Annotated in this window: 22 protein-coding genes; all 22 read right to left on the bottom strand. The window is 36.0% G+C overall.

What is annotated here, in order from left to right; all coding sequences use genetic code 11:
* Nucleotides 1-3: 3 nt before the first annotated feature.
* Nucleotides 4-720, bottom strand: a complete 717-nt coding sequence (locus HHT355_RS09885; protein WP_103203285.1) for an IspD/TarI family cytidylyltransferase — start codon at nt 718-720, stop codon at nt 4-6.
* Nucleotides 721-765: 45 nt separating this feature from the next.
* Nucleotides 766-1,482 carry an IspD/TarI family cytidylyltransferase gene (locus tag HHT355_RS09890; RefSeq protein ID WP_103203286.1) on the bottom strand — a complete coding sequence of 239 codons (717 nt, stop codon included), beginning with the start codon at nt 1,480-1,482 and terminating at the stop codon, nt 766-768.
* A gap of 17 nt (nt 1,483-1,499) precedes the next feature.
* Nucleotides 1,500-2,552 carry a tetratricopeptide repeat-containing glycosyltransferase family 2 protein gene (locus HHT355_RS09895; protein WP_103203287.1) on the bottom strand — a complete coding sequence of 351 codons (1,053 nt, stop codon included), beginning with the start codon at nt 2,550-2,552 and terminating at the stop codon, nt 1,500-1,502.
* A 375-nt stretch (nt 2,553-2,927) separates the two neighbouring features.
* Nucleotides 2,928-4,331, bottom strand: a complete 1,404-nt coding sequence (locus HHT355_RS09900) for a glycosyltransferase family 52 (RefSeq protein ID WP_103203288.1) — start codon at nt 4,329-4,331, stop codon at nt 2,928-2,930.
* Between the two features lie 9 nt (nt 4,332-4,340).
* A complete protein-coding gene (locus HHT355_RS09905; protein ID WP_103203289.1) occupies nt 4,341-5,705 on the bottom strand; it encodes a glycosyltransferase family 2 protein in 1,365 nt (454 codons plus the stop codon).
* A gap of 80 nt (nt 5,706-5,785) precedes the next feature.
* The gene (locus HHT355_RS09910; protein WP_103203290.1) at nt 5,786-7,402 is read right to left on the bottom strand and encodes an aldolase catalytic domain-containing protein; all 1,617 of its coding nucleotides are present in this window, start codon (nt 7,400-7,402) and stop codon (nt 5,786-5,788) included.
* A 16-nt stretch (nt 7,403-7,418) separates the two neighbouring features.
* Nucleotides 7,419-8,093: an acylneuraminate cytidylyltransferase family protein gene (locus HHT355_RS09915; RefSeq protein ID WP_103203291.1), complete on the bottom strand. Its 675-nt coding sequence runs from the start codon at nt 8,091-8,093 to the stop codon at nt 7,419-7,421.
* A 376-nt stretch (nt 8,094-8,469) separates the two neighbouring features.
* Nucleotides 8,470-9,282 carry a flagellin N-terminal helical domain-containing protein gene (locus HHT355_RS09920; RefSeq protein WP_103203292.1) on the bottom strand — a complete coding sequence of 271 codons (813 nt, stop codon included), beginning with the start codon at nt 9,280-9,282 and terminating at the stop codon, nt 8,470-8,472.
* On the bottom strand, nt 9,245-9,376 hold the full coding sequence (locus HHT355_RS13880) for a hypothetical protein (protein WP_278320055.1): 132 nt from the start codon (nt 9,374-9,376) through the stop codon (nt 9,245-9,247). The genes HHT355_RS09920 and HHT355_RS13880 overlap by 38 nt, the downstream gene beginning before the upstream one ends.
* A gap of 86 nt (nt 9,377-9,462) precedes the next feature.
* Nucleotides 9,463-9,957: a flagellar export chaperone FlgN gene (flgN, locus tag HHT355_RS09925; protein WP_103203293.1), complete on the bottom strand. Its 495-nt coding sequence runs from the start codon at nt 9,955-9,957 to the stop codon at nt 9,463-9,465.
* Between the two features lie 42 nt (nt 9,958-9,999).
* Nucleotides 10,000-10,377: a flagellar export chaperone FliS gene (gene fliS, locus HHT355_RS09930; protein WP_103203294.1), complete on the bottom strand. Its 378-nt coding sequence runs from the start codon at nt 10,375-10,377 to the stop codon at nt 10,000-10,002.
* A 23-nt stretch (nt 10,378-10,400) separates the two neighbouring features.
* Nucleotides 10,401-11,876 (bottom strand): flagellar filament capping protein FliD, encoded by a 1,476-nt coding sequence (gene fliD, locus HHT355_RS09935; RefSeq protein ID WP_103203295.1) that lies wholly within the window; start codon nt 11,874-11,876, stop codon nt 10,401-10,403.
* A gap of 11 nt (nt 11,877-11,887) precedes the next feature.
* Complete coding sequence (locus HHT355_RS09940) at nt 11,888-12,268, bottom strand: flagellar protein FlaG (RefSeq protein WP_242967656.1); 381 nt, start codon at nt 12,266-12,268, stop codon at nt 11,888-11,890.
* Nucleotides 12,269-12,412: 144 nt separating this feature from the next.
* Nucleotides 12,413-12,634, bottom strand: coding sequence for a carbon storage regulator CsrA (gene csrA, locus HHT355_RS09945; RefSeq protein ID WP_103203297.1), 222 nt, complete (start codon nt 12,632-12,634; stop codon nt 12,413-12,415).
* Nucleotides 12,634-13,101: a flagellar assembly protein FliW gene (gene fliW / locus HHT355_RS09950; RefSeq protein ID WP_103203298.1), complete on the bottom strand. Its 468-nt coding sequence runs from the start codon at nt 13,099-13,101 to the stop codon at nt 12,634-12,636. Before fliW ends, csrA begins: the two co-directional genes overlap by 1 nt.
* Before the next feature lie 48 nt (nt 13,102-13,149).
* Nucleotides 13,150-14,646, bottom strand: a complete 1,497-nt coding sequence (gene flgL / locus HHT355_RS09955) for a flagellar hook-associated protein FlgL (protein ID WP_103203299.1) — start codon at nt 14,644-14,646, stop codon at nt 13,150-13,152.
* A gap of 27 nt (nt 14,647-14,673) precedes the next feature.
* Nucleotides 14,674-16,527, bottom strand: a complete 1,854-nt coding sequence (gene flgK, locus HHT355_RS09960; protein WP_103203300.1) for a flagellar hook-associated protein FlgK — start codon at nt 16,525-16,527, stop codon at nt 14,674-14,676.
* 10 nt (nt 16,528-16,537) lie between these two features.
* A complete protein-coding gene (gene flgK / locus HHT355_RS09965) occupies nt 16,538-18,262 on the bottom strand; it encodes a flagellar hook-associated protein FlgK (RefSeq protein WP_158245953.1) in 1,725 nt (574 codons plus the stop codon).
* Between the two features lie 28 nt (nt 18,263-18,290).
* Nucleotides 18,291-18,806, bottom strand: coding sequence for a flagellar protein FlgN (locus tag HHT355_RS09970; protein ID WP_158245954.1), 516 nt, complete (start codon nt 18,804-18,806; stop codon nt 18,291-18,293).
* Nucleotides 18,807-18,848: 42 nt separating this feature from the next.
* Nucleotides 18,849-19,127, bottom strand: a complete 279-nt coding sequence (gene flgM, locus HHT355_RS09975) for a flagellar biosynthesis anti-sigma factor FlgM (protein WP_103203303.1) — start codon at nt 19,125-19,127, stop codon at nt 18,849-18,851.
* 213 nt (nt 19,128-19,340) lie between these two features.
* Nucleotides 19,341-20,591: a S41 family peptidase gene (locus HHT355_RS09980; RefSeq protein WP_199179188.1), complete on the bottom strand. Its 1,251-nt coding sequence runs from the start codon at nt 20,589-20,591 to the stop codon at nt 19,341-19,343.
* 80 nt (nt 20,592-20,671) lie between these two features.
* Nucleotides 20,672-21,760, bottom strand: coding sequence for a PucR family transcriptional regulator (locus tag HHT355_RS09985; protein ID WP_103203304.1), 1,089 nt, complete (start codon nt 21,758-21,760; stop codon nt 20,672-20,674).
* Nucleotides 21,761-21,866: the final 106 nt, after the last annotated feature.

Raw genomic sequence — 21,866 nt, forward strand, 5'->3', positions numbered from 1 at the left:
ATTTTAAATACCGAATATTTGCTGATTCTCAGCCGCCTGGCATAAAGCCCTGAACATATAATAATCTGCAGGCTCCGTAATCTTTATGTTGTTTTTTGTGCTTTTTACCATGTGCAGAGTTTTTCCATAGTGGTTCATAAGATGTGCACTGTCTATTGCTTTAAACCCGTCTTTTTCTGCCTGTTCAAAAACCTCTGATATATCCTTAAAATAGAATGATTGCGGAGCTTTTGCCACAAACATCTGATTTAGTGCAGGAACATCCGATACAAATTTACCGTCTGTACTTTTTATTACGCTTTCCCTTATTACTTCCACTGTAACTGCATTTCCGGATTTCCTTACGGTCCTGATGTTTTCAGTAATAAGTTCCCCCGTTATTAAAGGTCTTACCCCATCATGTATAAGAATGATATCATCAGGATTTGCTTTTTTCTTTAAAGTAACAAGACCGTTATAAATGGAATCATGGCCTGTGGGACCGCCGGGAACTATTTCATATACTTTGGTTATTCCGAATCTATGTAAGTATATTTTCAATTTTTCAATCCAGTCTTCAAGACAGACGATTACGATATCATCGATTTCCTCGTGATACTCAAAATGTTCCAGGGTATATATAAGTATGGGTTTGCCGTGGATTTCAATAAACTGCTTTGGCTTGACCCTGCTGTTCATTCTTGTTCCGGTCCCTCCGGCTAATATAAGTGCTGTAGTCAATGTAATCTACCCTCTTTATCTAAAATTTTGGTGTAACCGGTAGTATTAAATACCGAATATTTGCTGGTTTTCCATCGCCTCATACAATGCCCTGAACATATAATAATCTTCGGGAACGGAAATTTTTATATTATTCTTGGTGCTTTCCACCATATACATAGGAATATTATATATGCTGCATAACTGTGCGGAGTCTACGGTTCTTTTTTGTTCCTTAGCCGCCTTTTCATATGCTTCATATATAAGCTTATAGCTAAACGACTGTGGTGCCTTAGCTATATACATATTATTTCTGTTAGGCACATAACATATGTTTATCTGATCCTTACTTTGAACAACGCTTTCCTTGGCCGGTTCTACAGTAATTGCAGCACCGTATTTTTTTGCCGCTTCAATGTTATCAGTAACAAGCTTTTCGGTTATTAAAGGCCTTACCCCATCATGGATAAGTACAATATCGTCATCCTGTGCTTTCTCTTTCATTGCCTTAAGGCCATTATAAATTGAATCATGTCCTGTTTTTCCCCCGGGTACTATCATTGAAACCTTTGTAATCCCGAATCTGTCTGTTAATCTTTTCAGCTCATTAATATGGCTCTCTAAACAAACCACCACAATTTCATCTACGTCTTTGTGGTTCTCAAAATGCTCCAAGGTATAAATAATAACCGGTTTTCCATAAACCTCCAAAAATTGCTTGGGTTTTAGACTTGGACCTATGCCATATCCGGTTCCGCCGGCAAAAATCAGTGTAAATACCATATCCTGTCACCTGCCTTTTATCTTATGTTTCTTAATCTCTCCTGTGCCTTCTCATAATTTCCACATTTCTTATAATATTTTATTGCTTTTTCTGTATTTCCCAGACATTCATGGATAACACCTATATTAAAAAATGCCAGGTAGCTGTTTACCCCTTCCATTTTATATTCAGTCATTTTTGCTGCTTTTAAAAATTCACTTATTGCTTCGGTAAACATGGCATTATTCATATATATTAACCCAATTAAAAATACAAAATCGGCGTTCACTGCAAATTCATCATATACTCCCAAAAGCTGCAGAGCAGTTTCATACTGATTGGAGTTAAGGAGAGCATATCCGTAACTTTCGACCATGTCCTGAACATATTCCAGTTTCGGATCTAAATCAAAATATAATGCTTTCCAGAATGCTTCACAAGCAGCCGGATAATCTTCTTGCATATAATATGATTTACCCAACTGATAAAGTATATATGGGTCGTCGCCTTTATCTTTCAGTTCTTTTAATAATAGATTAATATTTCTCTCTGTTTTTTTCCGCCTTACTTCCAGTTCGCCGTCATAACCGCTGTGATTAACAAGAAGCGGGGCATTATATGTAACCGGCACTCCGTTATTGTTATTTATAGGCACTATCTGCTCATGGATACTGCCCCGGTAACAAAATAATTTTTTAGAAAAAAGTCTGCTTACCTGACTTTTCACTTTATATTTTTCATTTCCCCTTACATACTCACTGATAATACCAATTCTGCCTATTCTGTCAGGATACAGCTTAATTAATTCCTCCAGTTCTTTTCTGTCATAAGATAGCAAAATCTCGTCACTGTCAATCATAAGTATATAATCATTGGTTGCTTTACTTATTGCAAAGTTCCTTGCGGCTGCAAAATCCTGCTGCCACTCATAATCAAACACCATATCGGTATATTTGGCAGCCACAGCTTTAGTATTGTCGGTAGAACCGGTATCTACGACAACTATTTCATATTCAAGAGGAAGAAGGTGTTTTAAGCACTTTTCTATTAATTTTTCTTCATTTTTTACTATAATACATACAGATATCATATATTTACCGCCTTGTAAAATTTTCATGACATAAAATCACGAAACTTCATTAGTTTTGACTTGTTATAATATAGTATAGCATAATTTCGCTATTAATTATATTTTATAAGCATATTGCTGAATTTTTCTTCTATCTTATTTATCGACATAATATCAAAAATTATTACAATCATATACATCCCATTTGCTAGCTCATATTAATGGAATATGATTATAAAAAGTTCCCCCGATATGTTACTGACACACATCGAGGGATAATATATCAGTTTTAATATTAAAATAGTATACCATTTACCACCAGAAGCCAATAACCGATATGACAACTCGTATAATTTAAAAATATATCAATGATATCAAAATTAATTTATATAACAATTAAGGCAGTACAATCGACAGATTTTTACGCTCAGATTCAGGTACATAAGGACTAATATAATTCAACCCCAGAAGTTCTTTTTCTTCAACAAAATTCATATTATAGATAGCTGTTGAGCTGATTGTAATCGCTTTTTTGAACATGATTCTGTTCATAAAATTAAATACTTCAGTCGGTATTTTTTTATTTATTACATGTATATTGCAGTCAATTTGCTCATACGGAAAATCATCCCTGGGATGGGGCTTAACATATATAACATCAAATTTATTCTTATTCTCTTTAATTATATCCGTATATATCTGTTTCTGAGTCTCCAAAGACGGAACAAAGTTATCCTTAAATAGGGGTTGGGTCAAAATGAGAAGAGTGTTTTCGTTAGATGAGGATTCCACCAATTGTTCACCCACAAATATCTTAAATATCTTTTCTTTTTGCCTGGCAGTCAGTTTTGCAAACAATTTTTCTCTGGGATACTCAGTAACTTTTCTTTGAGGTATTGCTATTCCGTTTAGATCATTTACTTCAATCTTCTTACAATACTTTGATTGGCCCAGCGGAACATAATCCAATCCTAATTTTGCTTCAATCTTTCCCCAAAAACTTTGCGTATGTTCCAATCGGTCCATAAATTTCATAGGTACGACTACTTTCATAAAATCATAGCAATCTTCCAACAGTGTATATTTTATATGTTTTGCCTGAATATACCTGGCAATTTGTCCTTCATCAAAAAACATATAAACTCCACCCTTATAACGGGAGAAGTCAACGGTAGTGATTTTTTCGAAATTATATATTAAACGTCTCCGACCAAACAGCAGTCTCTTAAGTTTGGAATTGTATAATACTTCCCTTACCTTACCTCTGTCATGTCTGAAAATATTATCTACTATTGCGGACTTTATAATTCTGTCCTGCAGTTCATAATCTCGTTCTAATCCATTGGAAAAAAACAAATCCGCTTCTTCCTTATTTACTTCTATCATAGTCAGCGCTATGAGAACATGATAATAAGTATCACACAAGTATATTTTTCTGTTAAAATATTCCATCCGGCAGTATGACATTTCTCTTCTTAAGTTACTAGTAATATAAGTGCACGACCGAAACCCCAGTCTCTGCAGGGTATCACCTATCTCTTTTTGGGCATTTAATAAAGTTGCCACTATAACCAAGGCGTCTGTATTATTTTCTGCCAATGAATCTATAGTCCGAACCGGAACATCATCTATTTGAGTCGGGTTGTCTCCTAAATAAGTCACCGCAAAATAACTGACTTTGGAATTAATTTTCTCATTTTTCATCCACTCAAACAGTTCTCTGGCAACCTGTCCTGCCCCATATATTATTATTTTGGAATGCTGATTTATTAATCTTTTAAAATTTTTTAAACTTCTCATTTAAAGCTCCTATAATCCAAAATATCCGTTGTTAATGTAAAAGAATATATCGTCAGCACTAATGTTATTCTCAAGTAAAGTACCATTCATATCTATTGCATTATAAGGAGAAGTAATTACAAAGGTCATTTCACCGGCTTTATAATTTTTAAATACTTCATCTAACGGAACTATCCTGATTCCCATATACTGTTTGTTCCATAATTCTTTATTGGAATCACACCAACCACTGATGTTCTGAAAATTGTTTCTCAAAAGATTATAATACGCCATACTGCCAATATTGCCTGTACCGTACAAATAAATGTTTTTCCTTTGACGTAATTTTTCCAGCAACTTATCAAACTGCCCGGCTTTCAATTTATGTTTTTCCGTTATATAATCGGCATAAAGATCAATATCCTTTAAATATAGTCCAAGTTCAAATCTTTCTTCTGCCGAAAATAATCCATAGTTTATCCAACCGTTTTGCTCACACAATTTTAGTAAATCTATGTTTATTTTAAGTCCTTCCTTTATATGTTCAGCCGGCAAATGGGCGTATAATGAAACATCGTTTCTAAAACGGATCATTGAAAAGAGACGCAAAACATAAAATGGTTTTAAATGAGCCAAAGACTCACATCCCCTTTCAATAAACCTCCTTATAAAACCATATTCCTCATTTACATAAAAATATCCCCGGTTACTAAACACTGAAGCGTTTTCATTGTCTCTTCTGTATCTGTACACAACATCATCTGTATAATAAATAGAATCAGCCAATCCTATTGTCTGAAACAGAAAACCGTTGTCCTGAAATGCGGCGCCCTTGGATTCGTTTAATCTTATACCTTTACTGTCCAAGAATTCTTTTTTGTAAATACCTTTCCAAATATAAGTATCCCAAAGCAACAGTTCCGGATGTTTTTTGGAATTGATAATTTTTCTGTAATAAGCTTTTCTTCTTGTATCAAAAGTTGCCATTTTTCTAATAATTATTTCATTTATAGCAGGATCGTACATAAAAATTTCGTAGTCACCTTTAACAATATCAGGATAGCCGTTCTTTTGAGCCAGATTGTACAGACATTCATAGGTATATGGAAGAATTAAATCGTCTGTTTCTACAATACCGATATACTCACCTAAAGCATTATTTATCCCAACGTTTACCTGATATCCATAACTTTTGTTATCTACTTCTATCAGACGAATGCGGGGGTCTTTTTTTTCATACTGTTTTATTATATCAGTTGTTCCGTCTGTGGATCCTGCATCTACACATATAATTTCTATATCTTCCAGTGTTGACGATATAACACTTTGAATACATTCCTCAATAAATCTCCCAACATTTAGCGATGGCATAATAATACTAATCTTTATATTCATTCTTCTTTATTCCTCTCTCATTCCATATCAGGGGCATATTAATTTTCTATAACACAGCGTATATTCCATATTTTAAATACTTACTGTAATAATGTTTCGTATGGTGATTTTGTTAAAAATGAAATTTTAATTTTTCCGTTATTAAAACTTAGAAAATCACTGAACATTTCACCGATTTCCCTTTGCGCTTCCTCTAAATATACTCCTTTCATCGGTGGTCTTAAAACCTGTTTGGCGTATTTGTCTTCATTTCTGTTAAAACCGTCAAATCCGGTTATCATAATTTCCTTCGGTGCAATTTTAAGCATCAGTCTTAGAAACATTATCATTGAATTTTCAAAATACTTCCATCCTGTTTTAGCCAAATCATTGTAATTGACTATCAAATGATCATTGTCTGTTCCCTGCATGATATTCGAAGTAACTATTACTTTCGCTTTTGAAAAAACTTCCGGATAGTTTTCTTTTGCATATTCATATTTTACTGCATTTGAAAAAAACAGAAAATCATAAGAAAAACCGGGTAAGATTGCATTGATACCAACCGAAAGAGCATCTTTATTTTTTACTGTCTGCAATATATGTTCTCGGCAGGTTTCAGAAGATTCACCGGGGCAAATAGTTACTATGGTTTTTTCTCCCAATTGTTCAGTCAGATATTCCTTGGCACTGGAATCATCAATATTTCTGCTCTGATAATTAATGTAGACTTTCTCTAAGTTATCATAGTCATACTGAACCCGTTTTTCTTTTGATAAAGAATTAAATATTGCCCGCATATCCTTGTTTTTAACTCTATGTTCCCTTATAAGATACATAACATTATTTACATGACAGCCGTACATGCCGGCCAAAAAATAAGGGACTGAATATTCCCAGTCTTTCTCTTCAAGAAATTGTGACATGTACACATCAATAGCATCCAGTACACTGTCCATATCATAGGAATTATCCCATTTATTAATGTACTGTACCAATAATTCCGTGCAGGCGTTTCCCGCCCCTCTGCCCATACCGCATAATGAACTGTCAACAATAATATTTCTGTCTGATTTATTCTTAAAATGCTCAATAAATCTCATACACAGCGCAAAGGAAAGCTGCAGGTTATTGTGTGAGTGAAATCCTAATAATATATTTTTGTCCAGGTTATTATCAATAAGAATCATAAAACGTTCCAAATCATCAGGATACATAGTACCGAATGTATCAACAATGGAAAAGCCGTCGGGCCGTACTTCGTTTACAGCTTCTATCAATTTTAGCAAAGTTTTATCATCATATCCCGGAGTATTGGCAGCCTGCAAAAAGACTTTATACCCCTTTTCTCTGATAGGATTAACTAATGCTATTCCTTCTTTAAAATGATCAACCGGAAAGACAACACGAATTGCATCTATCGATTTTCCGTCATATTCCGGTAAAATACTACAGTCATATCTGTTGTAGTCAATCATTGCTGTATATATAGTCCCGGGTTTCTTGGGAGTGGTTAAATAACGTTCCAGATCACCCGGCACATGATAATAGCTTGATCCTTCCTTATGCTCCCCGTTCTTTAGCCAGCCACATTCTATAATATCTATATTGGCATCCTGTAGTTTTCGGATAATTCCGCTGATTACATTACTGCCGAAATTTCCGTCAACTACATAAGCCCCGTCTCTTAATGTACAGTCCAGTAGTTGTAGTTTCATAAAGTCTTCCTTCCTTTTAGTTTGATTCGAGATATTTCATTGCGAATTCAGCCATTGCAAAATCAAATTCATCATCTATATCTATAGCCTCAAACTTATTAACCTCACATAGATGCACTTTCTTCCCGTAAACAAATCCCCAACGGGCCATATCCGCTGTTTTGGCTATAAAAAATCCATTTGTGATACAATGCCAGTTGGGCAAATCCTGACTTTTAACATGATTTTCTATGTCAAAATTTACAGGCCCATTTTCATCAAAAATGTATTCCTTAATTAATCTGGCTGTAGCTATTGAGTCAGCATCTAATTCTCCGCTTAGAATTTGCCTGTATAGCTGAATTCCTTCGGCTATTTTTTGGGGACCCACAAGGGGGCATACACACGGAGCCCACATCATATCTTCCGTATCAACCTCATTTTGAGCTATATAACGCACTACCTCATTAAAAGTCCTGCTTTTTTCATCACAGTATTCAATAGGCCTTTTTTTAGGAATAGCTCCTTCTTCTTCAGCGATTCTTAGCATCTCATCGCTGTCTGATGAAACAATAATTTTACTTATATCTGAAACCTGTTTTAATTGGCGAATTTTATTAACCAGCAGATTTGTACCTGCAAACGGTTTTATATTTTTGTTTTTAACCCTTGTACTACCTGCACGAACCGGAATAACAGCAGTTATATCCATTAAATTAACCTCCGTATATCTGAGCTCAAAATAAAATTACTGTATATAAACTCACAATCAACATTGCTTATAACAGCAGACTTATTATGTAATTCTTTACCTTTGCTATATATAATTTGTTTTATTAGCCTAACATTTTCATATCATATATCGACAAAAATCTCATCTAAATTAACTAATATTTATTAATTATCTGTTTTTACTGCTACGATTGTCAAATCAGTTTATCATATGAAATAAGGCATAATAACGCTCTTTGCTATACACACCCACTTTAGGGTGTGCAGGCTTGCATCTCTTAAATTGCGCCCATATTGGATATGTGTATAAAAAAGGGCTGACATAATTGTCAACCCTTTTTAGAATTATAAACTTACTATTGTAATAAAGCAAGAACTCCCTGTGTCTGTTGATTAGCCTGAGCAAGCATAGCCTGAGCAGCCTGTTGCAGGATAACGTCTCTTGAGTAGTTAACCATCTCTGCAGCCATATCAACGTCACGGATACGGGACTCAGCAGCCTGCAGGTTCTCTGCAGTATTATCAAGGTTAGCGATTGTGTGCTCTAATCTGTTCTGAATAGCACCTAAATTTGATCTTTCATCTGATACTGTCTTAATAGCATCTTCGATTGTAGTAATAGCATTATTAGCGCCTGCCTGTGTTGAAATATCGATACTCGCAACATTTAAATTAGTAGAGCTCATTCCATTAATTGCTATATCAATTGCTTGTCCAGCGTTAGCGCCAACATGCAGTTTCTTGCCATTGAAGGTACCATCCAAAAGTTTCATTGAGTTAAACTCTGTATTTCCAGAAATACGATTAATTTCTGCAATAAGCTGACTAACTTCTTTCTGGAGTGCGTCACGGTCTACAGTAACGTTGGTATCGTTGGCAGCCTGAACTGCAAGCTCTCTCATTCTTTGAAGAATAGCCTGAGTCTCATTCAATGCACCTTCAGCGGTCTGAATTAATGAAATACCGTCCTGTGCATTGGTAGAAGCCTTCTGAAGACCTCTGATCTGAGCACGCATCTTTTCGGAAATGCTGAGTCCTGCTGCATCGTCACCGGCACGGTTGATTCTGTAACCGGATGACAGTTTCTCAGTGGACTTTGAAAGTCTGCCGGTTGTAATACCCAGCTGTCTGTTAGTGTTGGCTGCTGCCATATTGTGTTGAATTCTCATATGTACATTCCTCCTTGAATTTATATTTTACGGCTTCCATGCCGCATTTAACTTTATCTTCCTTACCGGCATACACTCCGGAAGGTTTAATCATAGCAAGAATCCTGCTATACTAAGTTAATATTTGTCATACTATATATCGGCAAAATTTTAAAAAACTTTATACCTTTTTTTAATTTATTAATTTTTTTTGTCATAGAAGTACGATTGCGAATCCGCTCTTTTTGACATGTTTTTATAATAATTTGCCACCGTCTCATTACTTATTCTGGCTTTCCCGATTTCCTTGCGTTTTCTTGACAAGACAGCTTCGAGACCGGTTTTATTGGTTTTTTCTAATACCTGTAATCTGACACTTAAATCAGTAACTTTTGTCACTAATTCTTTAAGGGATGTAATTTCGGATTGATATGAATTGCCGTTTTCTTTTAATTCTTCTCTTACACGGTCATATACCATCTCAAATCCTTTATCAAGCTCCGAAAGGCTGTTAATCAGCTCTTCTTTTAAAGCTATGGTATTCATAAATTCGTCATCGTTAAATTGTTCGGCGTTTATTATATTTTGCTGCCTGATTGTTATCTGCATCAGTTCATTTAAAACCGTATATTTTTTATTTAATGAATCAATTAGTATTTGTATATATGTTTTTTTATAACCGTTATTTAATTCCATCCCTTACTCCTTTATGTTGCTCTGTCTGTATACCTGACTAATCTAAGCACCTGTTTTGGCTGCCTTCATAACTTCTTTCCAGGTATCACGCATATCCCTGATATATTTCAAGGCTTCTTCCAATATTTCCTTATCTTTCTTTATATTAGCTTCAACCAGTCTGCGGAATATGTAATCGTAAACCATTTCAAACTGATTTGCAACCGGATATGTAAAGTCCAGTGTAGCTCTGAGTTCTGTTATTATATTTTCTGCTTTTATAATGTTTTGATTGGCTTTTTCAACATCATTTTTTTCAATAGCTATCAAAGCCATATTGCAGAATTTGATTGCACCTTCATACAGCATTAATGTTAATTCTGCTGGGGATGCCGTCAGTATTTTATTGTCTTTGTATACCGATGCAGCATTAACAGCCATTATAATAACCTCCTATAATTTCACTAATTGTTGTTCATTCCAAGCATTGACATTAAAAATGAACTTTGTGAATTCATTTTTGCCAAGGCCGATTCCATAGCCGAAAATTGTCTATAATATTTTTCTTCCAATTCGGAAAGACGGTCTTCCATTCTCTTTAATTCCGATTTATAGTCCGTAATTTGCTTTGCCAGTTCCTTGTCATTATAAACCGTCAAAGCACTGCTTAAAGAAGTACTCTTCATCTTTTCCGTCAATGTATTATATAAATCGGATGCTAATTTACTAAGCACCTGCATTACTTCGTCAGGATTATTGTTGAGCGCATCCATAAGCTTGTTTTCGGATAACGCAACAGAGGCAAAATCACTGTCTCCGCTGATATGAAGAAGACCTTTTTCACTATAATCTCCGGTTACAATTCCAAAGCTGGAAAGGGAATATTTTTTCTCGTTTATGCTAACAGGATCACTTAAGATATCACGGAATGTAGTGATAAGACTTCCCAGTGTATTGTCTCTTCTTAATAAGGCATCCTTGATTTTTGACTCCCACTTAGCAATCTGCTCATCTGTCATTTTCTCTTTTTCTTCATGCGTAAGCGGATCCAAACCACGGGCCGAATCGGCATAATATGCTTTATTGAGTTCAGTAATCAGTTCGTTATATGCTTTTACAAAATCCTTAACCATATTATAGACAGCTTCGGTATTGTTTGAAACCGTTATGCTTATTTGCTCGTCAACTGCTGTTGTTTCTTTTAAAATTAAAGTCAGGCCGTTTACAGTGAAATTATTGGAGGAACTCGTAAGCGTTACACCATTGTATACTATTTCAGCGTCCTGGGCATCTACTACACCGGCTTTTGATCCAAGTCCAAGCTTCTCAAGAATTTCAGGATTAGAGGATGTGATAGTAAATTCATTTTCTTTTCCGCTTTCTTTAGAACTGATGAAAAAGCGATTATGTACCGTGTCAAAGTTAGCATTTAATCCTGCTTTTTTTAAGGCGTTTACAAAATCTCCTACGGTTTTGTTCTCATCAATTGTAAATTCTGTTGACTGTTCACCTATTTTAATAGTTATCGTAGGATTTGAAGACGCATCAATATCAAGATCAGTCAGCTTGGTGCTTAAACTAATATTTGCTTTATTAATCTTATCTCCGGTCATAAATTGTGCACTGGCAAGCTGTTTGACTTTAATAATATGGGTTCCGTCAGCCGCATTTGTCCCTGCGGTTACTTCTACTTTGTTCTGATTGGAAGAAACAGCTTTTTTGGTTAAAAACGAACTCTGAAAACGAAGCTTTGAAAGTTGGTTAGTATAAAAAGAGTAAATCTTTGAGTTAAGCTCTTTCCATTTTTCCTGCTTCCACTCAGTTGTTGTAATTTTGTTTTCTATTTTGGTAGCCTTTAGCCTGTGTGCTTTCATTAATTGTTCTATAATAAAATCAGTATCCATTCCGGATGCCAAACCCGTCAAACGCAGTTCACCCATGGTCGCCCCTCCTATCTTCTTTCGTCAATTAAAAGACCTGCCAGTTCCCACATTTTTTGTATCGCATTAAGTGTTTTTTCCGGGGGTATTTCCCGTATAACTTCCTTGGTATCTTTGTCCGTAACCCTGATTATAATCCTGTTGGTTTCCTCACGATAATCGAATTCGCATTTAATATTATGGCGCTTTAAAATGTTGTTTGCTTTTGCAATCTCTTCTTTTACATATTGTTCATTAATTTCTTTTTGATCTCCGTTCAATTCGTTTACAGTCTGAACTTTGCCTTCATCATTCATTCCGTAATCTGTCTTTTTGCCTGAAAAATCCCTTGTTTTTGTGGTTTGTACGACATCCTTCTGATATGTGGTAACGTTTATTCTCTCTAAGGCCATATTTGCACCTCCTTGTGTTCTCATTTTTATATGTTTACGATACCCTTCTTACGTCCTCCATGACTGCAATATTCGGGCACTTTCTTATACTAATATATCGGCATAATAATTAAAAATCTTTATATACCCCAAAATCTGCCCCAATTATTTAAACAGCTCTTTCAGGACATCACCGTTTATTTCTGCAGATGCCGCTTCCTTATTTGACTCTAAGATCTGCAGGTAAATTTCTTTTCGGTATACGGGAATTGATTTTGGAGCATTAATGCCTATTTTAACCTGATCTCCTCTTATTTCCAGTATTGTTATTTCAATATTATTTCCTATCATAATAGATTCGTTTATTTTTCTCGTCAGGGCCAGCATTATTTGCCCTCCTTACCGGCTTTTGCAGCCTTTAATTGCTGATAAAAATAGTATTTAATTTCGTAATCGGTATTTTCCACTATTACCTGGCATCCTTTTCTTAAATCGGCATTGATTACAAAAGGTGCTTTTAGATTGGCAGATATCCTTGTTATATCATTGGGTACTGTGACAGAGACCAAAACTATAATATTATCGGGAGTAAGTTCCCCCAAGGATTGCAATAGCTCATCCTCAACAGTAGGGTTATAATCAGGTTTTATAATAAAAGGGCTTATAACTGGAATTGCAAGAGCCGGTTCCTCAAGACTCTGAAGCCATGATATCTCCGGTCTGTCCCCGTCTTCATTGTCATATAAAATAGCATAGTTTTTACAGTCTTCAAAACCCAAGATACCCTGTTCAAAATGTATAATCTTCTCCTCGTCCAGATCTACTTCCCCGAAATGTCTTGTTTTTATTAACATCAGTTTCTCCTTTCTATAAAACTCTTAATTTTTTATGTAACCAGAGTTTTATCTAAGAAAATCCAATAATGAATTCTGGACAACCCGAGAAGATGCAGACAAGGATGCATTATAAATCATATAAGCCGAATTAAAGTTAATGATTGTATCGACTATATCAGCGTCCTCGTTCTTGGAAAGCAGCTCGGTAAAATCAACTTTCTGACTGGATAATCTGTTTTCCGTAAGCCTTAATCTGAATTGTCTGCTGCCCAGATCTGCAACTGCGACGTTTACTCTGTCCTGTTCTTCATTGCTGCTTGTAATACCCCTTGCAAATGCTTTTTGCATAATTTCTTTTCTCAGTGTTAATTCCGTATTTAACTGCTCAAGCATCTTGTTGTAGCGTTCTACATCATCGGGCGTAAGATTAGTGTCCTTAAGCCTCTTTTCTACTTCCTGAATTTTGTATTCAGTATGAATTACATCGTTAACGCATTTTATTATATCGTCAATATCTCTTCCGATTTTATGAGATATAGCATCGGAGGCTTCCGTATTTATGGTTAATAATTGATTAAAGTTTACTTCATACTGAATTTCCTGCTTTGATTTAGTAAATGTAATTGGATCTTGTTCAGGCTTGCTTAAATCGGTCATAACACAGTTGAAATAATGCTCAGGTTTTAATTCCCCTTTTTCAAAACTTGTTTTTACATATGTAAGTTCTATATTGTCCGCAATTCTTAAGTCGTTATATACATCTTCATGTAATATAAGCTCTCCGGTTTCATATATAAAATTAACAAAACCAGGTTCAGGCTTATAAGCATTGGGGTCGTTTACTGATACTGTCTTTATGTTCGATATCGGTGTCTGTTCTACCGATTCCGTATCACTGACAGGCAATGAAAAACGGATACTGTCTATTACTATATCTTCCAGCCTGTCGTATGACAGTTTTATGCGGTATGTGTTTTCCAACTGCGGAGGTGTATCAAAATTCACGGTAGTATCATCAAAATCCTTCAGTTCATAAGCCCCCGAAACCCTGAATACGGTTTCAATATCTTTGCCTGTGAATTTTTCCGTAATGTCATACCGCAGATTATCTGTTCTTTCCATGAATGTTAATGAACTGTCGGTTTTATATCCGGTAAATACATACCTGCCGGCATAGTTGGTATTGCCTTCCTGATATATCTGCTCTTTTATCTGACGCAGATTCTCTACAATCGCAGCCCTATCTTCTGCGGTCAATGTATCCGAACTGCCTTGAACACAATATTTATTCATCTTCCTTAACAGTTCATTAATAGTCGTTAAGGCGCTTTCCGTCACATCCATCCATGAAAAAGCATCCGGTATATTTTTTTCGTAATACTGATTTATTTCGCTAATGCTTGTCCTAAGCTTAAGGGCACGGACAGTAATAATCGGATCATCTGACGGCCTTTGAATCTTTTTGCCTGTTGAATACTGCTCTTCCAGTTTTGACAAATTAATTTTATTTTTATTTATATTACTGAGCATATTGTTTGTCATCATGCGGGTTGTAATTCTCATGGAACACCTCCTATGCTATATAAAAGCCTATACACCCATATAGTTTATCAATTTGTCATAAATTTCATTCATAACGGATACTACTTTTGCCGAAAGGTTATAAGCATTTTGGAAGCGGACAAGATTCATCGCCTCCTCGTCTATATCAACTCCCGATATGGACAATTTATGGTTTGATATGGCTTTCAGTATATTTTCCTGACTTTGGGTAAAATTATTCGCTTTTCTTGTATCTATTCCTATATCCGCCACCAAAGTCTGCATAAAACCTGCAGGGGTACCCGTTCCGAACATGGACTTATCGTCTTTTAATCTGATCAGTTTTTCTACGATATCATTGTTATCTATTCCGTTCAGTACGTCGGTTGAGGCGGCAAAGTTTCTCGGATTGTTTATCAGCATACTATTGATTGTGAAATTCTCTGCTGTCATAAAATAGTAAGAACCGTATAAGGGCTGGTTACTCGGCACATCTTCATAAAAGCTGCCGGTCTGTGAATTAAATGTACTGTAGTCGTAATAATAATCGTCTGAATCCGCGTAAGGGCCAAATACATACTCTCTGCCGCTTACTTTATTGGTTGCGGTAAAGAAATCCATTCCGGCATCATTGTCAAGGTCTCTTCCTGCCCTGTGAATATCATTGAAAGCCTTGGAAAAAGTCCGTATAAATTCATTCATTTGATCAAGATAATACGAAATTCCTTTATAATTTATGCTTTCACCGATTGACGCGGTCGCATCCACAAACTGTGATTTCAAAGGCTCTTTCAGCTCGAACGTGTATATAAATTCCCCGGTTGTCTCGTCAATCTTTACTTCAAAACCAGCGTAGGCATACTCTTGATTACCTAATTTTATTATACCGGTTTCGGGGATATTTAGTTTCTCTACCGCATTAATGGTAGTTCCTGTAACTACAATAAATATTTCTCCTGCTGCTGCGGTAACTTTACCCTGCAGATTATGCAGGTTGTTGCCGTCTCTTAGTTCATACAGGCCTTTTAAAGCTCCGCCGATATTTGGGCTTCCCAAATTAAATTCCTGACCGTTTTCCCAATAAACATCATAGAGTCCGTCAATATCATTCTGATTTTGCTTATATTCTCTCGGAACAACCTTAAGCTTGTTATATTCTGCAGTATCAACCAGCGTTTGTCCGTCGATTTTTATAACATAGCTGGTTACTCCGATCCCGTCTCCTACCACTTTTTCTGTTACAGTAATATTGGCTATTTGCGACAGTTCGTCAACCAGGAGATTTCTTTGGTCTCTAAGGTCATTGGCCTTTCCTCCGCTGACTTCCAGGGTATTAATCTGCTTTGTCAGAGAGGCTATTTGTTGAGCTATGGAATTTATTTTTTCGACCATATTTCGTATTTCAAAATTACATTCTTCCTGTATCTTTTTAAGATTAGTAGACAATGAATTGAAATATTCGGTCAGACTCTTACCGTAATTTATTACCTGAGTCCGTGCAGTCAGACTGGACGGGTTATTGGAAAGCTCCTGCAGGCTTTTGTAAAGCGAATCAAAAGAAGTTGTAAACCCTTCCAGAGTAACTTCATTAAAATAATTCTCTATCTCTGTCATGTAATGGGACTTGGCAGCGTACTCACCAAAAATCGTATTATTTTTTCTGAACTTTAAATCATAATACTCATCTCTTAACTGATTTACACCGGTAACGGTAACACCGGTTCCTGCCATCCCGTATGTACTGTTCATTCTAAGAGGTTTTCCTGCCTGTATGCCCATAACCTGCCTAGAATAGCCTTCTGTCTCCGCGTTGGCTATATTATGGGCAGTTACATTCAGTGCAGCTTTATATGCATATAATCCGGTTTTTCCTATATTTAATCCGAAAAATGTTGATGCCATAATACTCTCCTTACATATTCATTATTATGTGTTCGAGCATTTCGCTTACTACTGTTATATACCTTGCAGCGGCATTATAGGCATGTTGGAACTTGATCAGATTGGTCAACTCCTCGTCGGACGAAACACCCATTATTTCCGCTCTCTTATTGTCAATGCTGTCAACCATGGATGACTGATTTGAACTTATCGTATAAACCTGTTCTCCCCAATTGGCAATCTCAGATATGAAAGAAACATAATAGTCGTTAAAATTATTCTTTGTTAATGAATTAGGTGATAAGGTAGCAAAAGGTTTCTGCCAGCCTTCCAAAAGTTTTTGGGCAGTTTCTATATCAAACGCTCCTGATCCGTCATTCTTTGATAAAGGAAGAAGGGACTTGTTAAGCAAAATATTAGGATTAACTTCTATCTCGCTTATAGTATATAAGGAGTAATTATCATTGGGGTCTTCTTCAATATAAACTTTAGCCAGTATGGTCTGAATTCCCCCGTCTTCGTCCATTATCTGAATTTCTCTTTCCTCATAACGGGGCATAGACTTTCTTGTAAAAAGCGCTTCACCCATTATCTTTTGAGAATCCATACTTACGGGAGCGTTTTCTTCGTCCAGTATTTTTATTTTGCTTCCGTCGGCTAAGGTTACTTCCTTATTAGGACACAAAATGTCATTTACCATGGTTACTATGCCATGTATCAATTGATCAAACTGGGCCTGAACAGTCATTATGACAGACGGGCTAATCTTGTTGTTATATTCCCTTACTGCTTCCTCGTACTCGTGATCTGTTTCATATCGTTCACGAACCGGAATATCAGTATAATTAGCCTGTCTGTTACCCCTTGCTAAAAGCAATCCTTTCAGGTAACCGATATCTGTATCGTATACCGATGAAGGGGGCCTGTCAAAGTTAAAGACATCAACCTTGCCGTGTGCCACCCAAATAGGTTTCAGCATAGGGGAATCTTCACTGATTTGCACCGTTTCCATATGGTATACCAAATCTTCAGTTACAAAAGGCATCCCTTCCAAATTAACGGTGACTACCCCTGATTTGTCTTCTCTATATGTAATATAGGCAATCTGACTCAGTTCATCCAAAAGCAGGTTTCTTTGATCCCGTAAATCATTCGCATTTTCCAGCCCTGAACTTTCGTACTGCCTAATCTTTATATTCAATTCCTTAATTTGGTCTCCGATTTCATTTATCCGTTTAACCTGTTCAATTATTTGAGTATTTAAATTAACCTGATAATCGCTTAACTGACTATATATATTATTTGCCCTTTCAACAAACGAAACCGCTGTTTGAACAAAAGAAGCCCGGGCCACAATATTGTCAGGCTCCTTAACCAATTCCTGCAGGGCTTCCCAGAACTCTTTCATCGTGTTCTGGAACTGTACCCCTTCGAGTTCTCCGAATAATCCTTCTATTTCATAAATGGTCTGATATTGTGAGTCATAAAAGCTCTTTCTTCCGATCTCTTCTCGATAAGCCCTGTCCAAAAAGACGTCTCTGACCTGTTTTACTTCTGCAAAGTCGACTCCTAAACCCACTTGCAGAGACGAAAGATAGGATTCCCCCAATTTAACGTATTTAAAGTCTCTAAAAATCGGCTGCTGTCTTACGTAACCTTTAGTATCTACATTTGCCAGATTATGTGAAGTCACGTTCAGAGCAGCCTGACTGACATTTAAACCCGATACGCCGATATATAATCCGTTAAACGCCATATGCATACCACCTTAAGTATAGATTTACTTACTGTTTTGCATCAAACATTCCTGTTCCCGGAATTTCATCATAGCTCTGCGATGCATTTTTATTGTAAGTATTATTGCCCGGCGACATCCTGATGCTTTGTATAAAATTCATATTAAAATCAATCATTTCCAGGGATTGCTCAATCAAATCTTTATTTCTGTTGTTTATTTCAGCCAAAAAACTGACTGTTTTTTTAAGTTTGTCATGCAACTCGGAAAGTACCCTTTTTTCCTTCTGCTCATCGTTAAGCAACTCAATCAGGGTTTTTAAATTCATATTGCCGTCTTTTTTCCCCAGAACTGTTTTTATATCTTCCATTACTTTACCTCTTTTGTTCTCCAGGGAGGTTATTCTGTCTATTGCCTCCTGTTCCTTTGCCGTAATATTTTGCAATGCCGCCGTGTCATTATTTACGATAATCTGTGTCTTTTCATTAGCTATAGGAATCAGGCTGCTGTAGATTTCTTGTTCTTCGTTTAATATATTGATTAATTCTTCAATTAGGCTTGCCACGGTATACCTCATTTCCTTCTGATATTAAAATCACCTTGTGATCTATATCAGTTCATCAAAATAGCGGTTTACAATTTTTTCGGCTACTTCTTCCATACTGACATTGTAAGTCCCGGCTTCCATGCGTTTCTTTATTTCGTTAATTTTATCTGTTCTTACATCCGGTATTTGTGAAATTACCTGTTTTGCCAAAGTATAGTCATTTCCGGTACGGGACAATTCCAATTTATCACCGTAGCTTATTGCATCTGTCTTTTTAACTTTGCTTACTTTTCCGGAATTTAAGATCTGTCCGATCTTATTAAATCCGTCTATCCGCATCGTTTCTCACCACCTAACCTATAAAATTCTGCTCAATCCTATATTATTTATCGGCTTTTTTCAAATTTATATTATAGCAAAATTTCATTTTTTAAATACTATATATAATTAATATGCGCATTCTTCGACATTGTTTTCTTAAATAAAATAACACAAGCATAAATCCTCCGATTAAGAGAATTTATGCTTGATACATATTAGTCCATTTTATGTCTATTGATTGTTATTTATTTGTTCCTTAAGGATTTCAATAGCCTTTTGCAACTGGTTATCCTCATCGAAAGGAATAGTAACCATTTGCTTTAGCTCATCAGCCAATTCCACCTCTACATCCGGCACAATTCCAATTCCGTGAATATTGCGTCCCTTTGGAGTAAAGTACTTTGATATGGTCAGTTTTACCGCTGTTCCGTCGGTTAAAGGAATAACTTTTTGCACTATTCCTTTCCCATAGCTTGTTGTGCCAACAATGGTTCCTATACCGTAATCCTGTATGGCTCCCGCAAAAATCTCTGATGCGCTGGCACTTTTTCCGTTGATAAGTACAGCAAGAGGTTTTTCAAATCTGTCAGGATTAGTGGTTTTTTCATTTTCCCGCTTCTTATATTTATCTTCAGTATAAACCACAAGTTTACCTTTGGGAAGAAAACGGTCCAATATATTGACCACAGCTTCCATTAATCCACCGGGATTATCTCTTACGTCAACAACCAAGGCTTTCATGCCCATCTTTTCCAATTCATCAACCGCAGAGTAAAACTGGGAAATGGTAATCTCATCAAACTCGAGGATTTGAATATACCCTATATCATCGTCAAGCATTTTATGTTCTATGGTTGGTATGTTGATTTTTTGCCTTACTATAGTAAAATCTATAGGTTCGTCGACACCTTCCCTGATTATGGTAATGTTAACCTTGGTGCCTTCTTTTCCCTTCATTTTGCTGACAACCTCGGATAAGTCTTTACCGGTAACTTCTTCCCCTTCAACCTTATAAAGGATATCATCCGGAAGCAGCCCCGCTTTGTATGCCGGAGAATCCTTATATGGTTTTACAATGGTTATTATACCTGTTTTCATATCCTGGCTAACGACTGCCCCAATACCATGGTAGACACCTGTAGAACTTTCAATTAAGCTTTTATATTCATCCTTGGTAAAATATGTTGAATAAGGATCTCCCAAACTGTTTATAAAACCTCTATAGATGCCGTTTTCCAGCGCTTCTTCATCTACTTCGTCAAGATAATAAGTATCTACCAGTTTCTGCAAAACAGACAGTTTTTGAATAATAAAATCATAAGGGTTATTTTCTTCGTTCTCGGAAGACGTTATGTCACTCTTTGCAGCGCTGTTTTTCTCGGGTGTGTCTAATACAAAGAAGTAAGTTCCGCCGACTACCAGGAACAGTAATACTGCTCCGAACAGCCCCGAAAGAAAACCCATCAGAAAATTTTTCCTCATTATTAATTGTCCTCCTAACATTAGCCTGGTAAAAGCCGAAAAATAAATCTTTAAACTTTATCTTTTCGGCGTTAAAAATTTTAATAATCCAACTGTTCCATATATTTCATGTACTTAACTACCATTAAAGCTATCTTGAATGTAATGGCATCTTCAAAAACCCGCAAATCCAGATTTGTAGTCTTTTGAAGCTTATCCAGACGGTAAACTAAGGTATTTCTGTGGATATATAATTGTCTTGAAGTTTCGGATACGTTAAGGTTGTTCTCAAAGAACTTGTTTATGGTTGTTAAGGTTTCTTCATCGAATTCATCGGGTGACTTGCCGTCGAATATTTCTTTAATAAACATTTTGCATAAAGGCATAGGAAGCTGGTATATAAGACGTCCGATTCCTAAGTTGTTGTATGCTACAATATTTCTGTCGCTATAGAAAATCTTGCCTACGTCCAAAGCCATCTTTGCTTCTTTATATGATCTGGAAACATCCTTTATCTCATTGACTATGGTACCGTAAGCCACATGAACCTTGGACATAGCTTCCATGTTCAGCATATCAAGAATAACCTTAGCTGTTTTATTTACATCATCATAAGTTTCATTTGGCTTTAGTTCTTTCACCAAAATAATATTTTTCTCGTCTACTGCAGTTATAAAATCTTTTGTTTTTCCTGAAAACAGGCTACGTACAGTTTCGAGTGCATTTGTATCTTTCTCGTTCTTTGTTTCAATGATATATACAACCCTGCGGGCTTCGGTGTCTATATGAAGTTTTTTCGCACGGTTGTAAATGTCAACCAGCAACAAATTGTCCAAAAGCAGGTTCTTTATAAAATTATCTTTATCATAACGTTCTTTGTAGGCGACCAAAAGATTCTGTATCTGGAAAGCAGCAATCTTTCCTACCATAAATACATCTTCACTGTCACCTTTTGCTACTATAACATATTCCAACTGATGCTCGTCAAATACCTTGAAAAATTGATATCCCTGAATCGCCTGACTGTCTGCGGGAGATGCCACAAAAGATAATACAATATTTTCATATTGCTCCGGATTTTCTACAGTCGATGCAAGAACTTTACCTTCCGTATCCATTACCGAAATATCAATTCTTGTAATATTTTTTAACCCTTCGATTGTATTTTGCAGTATTTGATTCGATATCATATTTACACTCCTTTAAGTATTATATTTCTATTTTCACTTAAAATTCATAGATACTAGTCCCATTTTATCATTTTGTTCGTAGAAAGTAAACTATTTTTATTAAAAT

The sequence above is a fragment of the Herbinix hemicellulosilytica genome, from assembly GCF_002904165.1.
Lineage (GTDB): Bacteria > Bacillota > Clostridia > Lachnospirales > Lachnospiraceae > Mobilitalea > Mobilitalea hemicellulosilytica.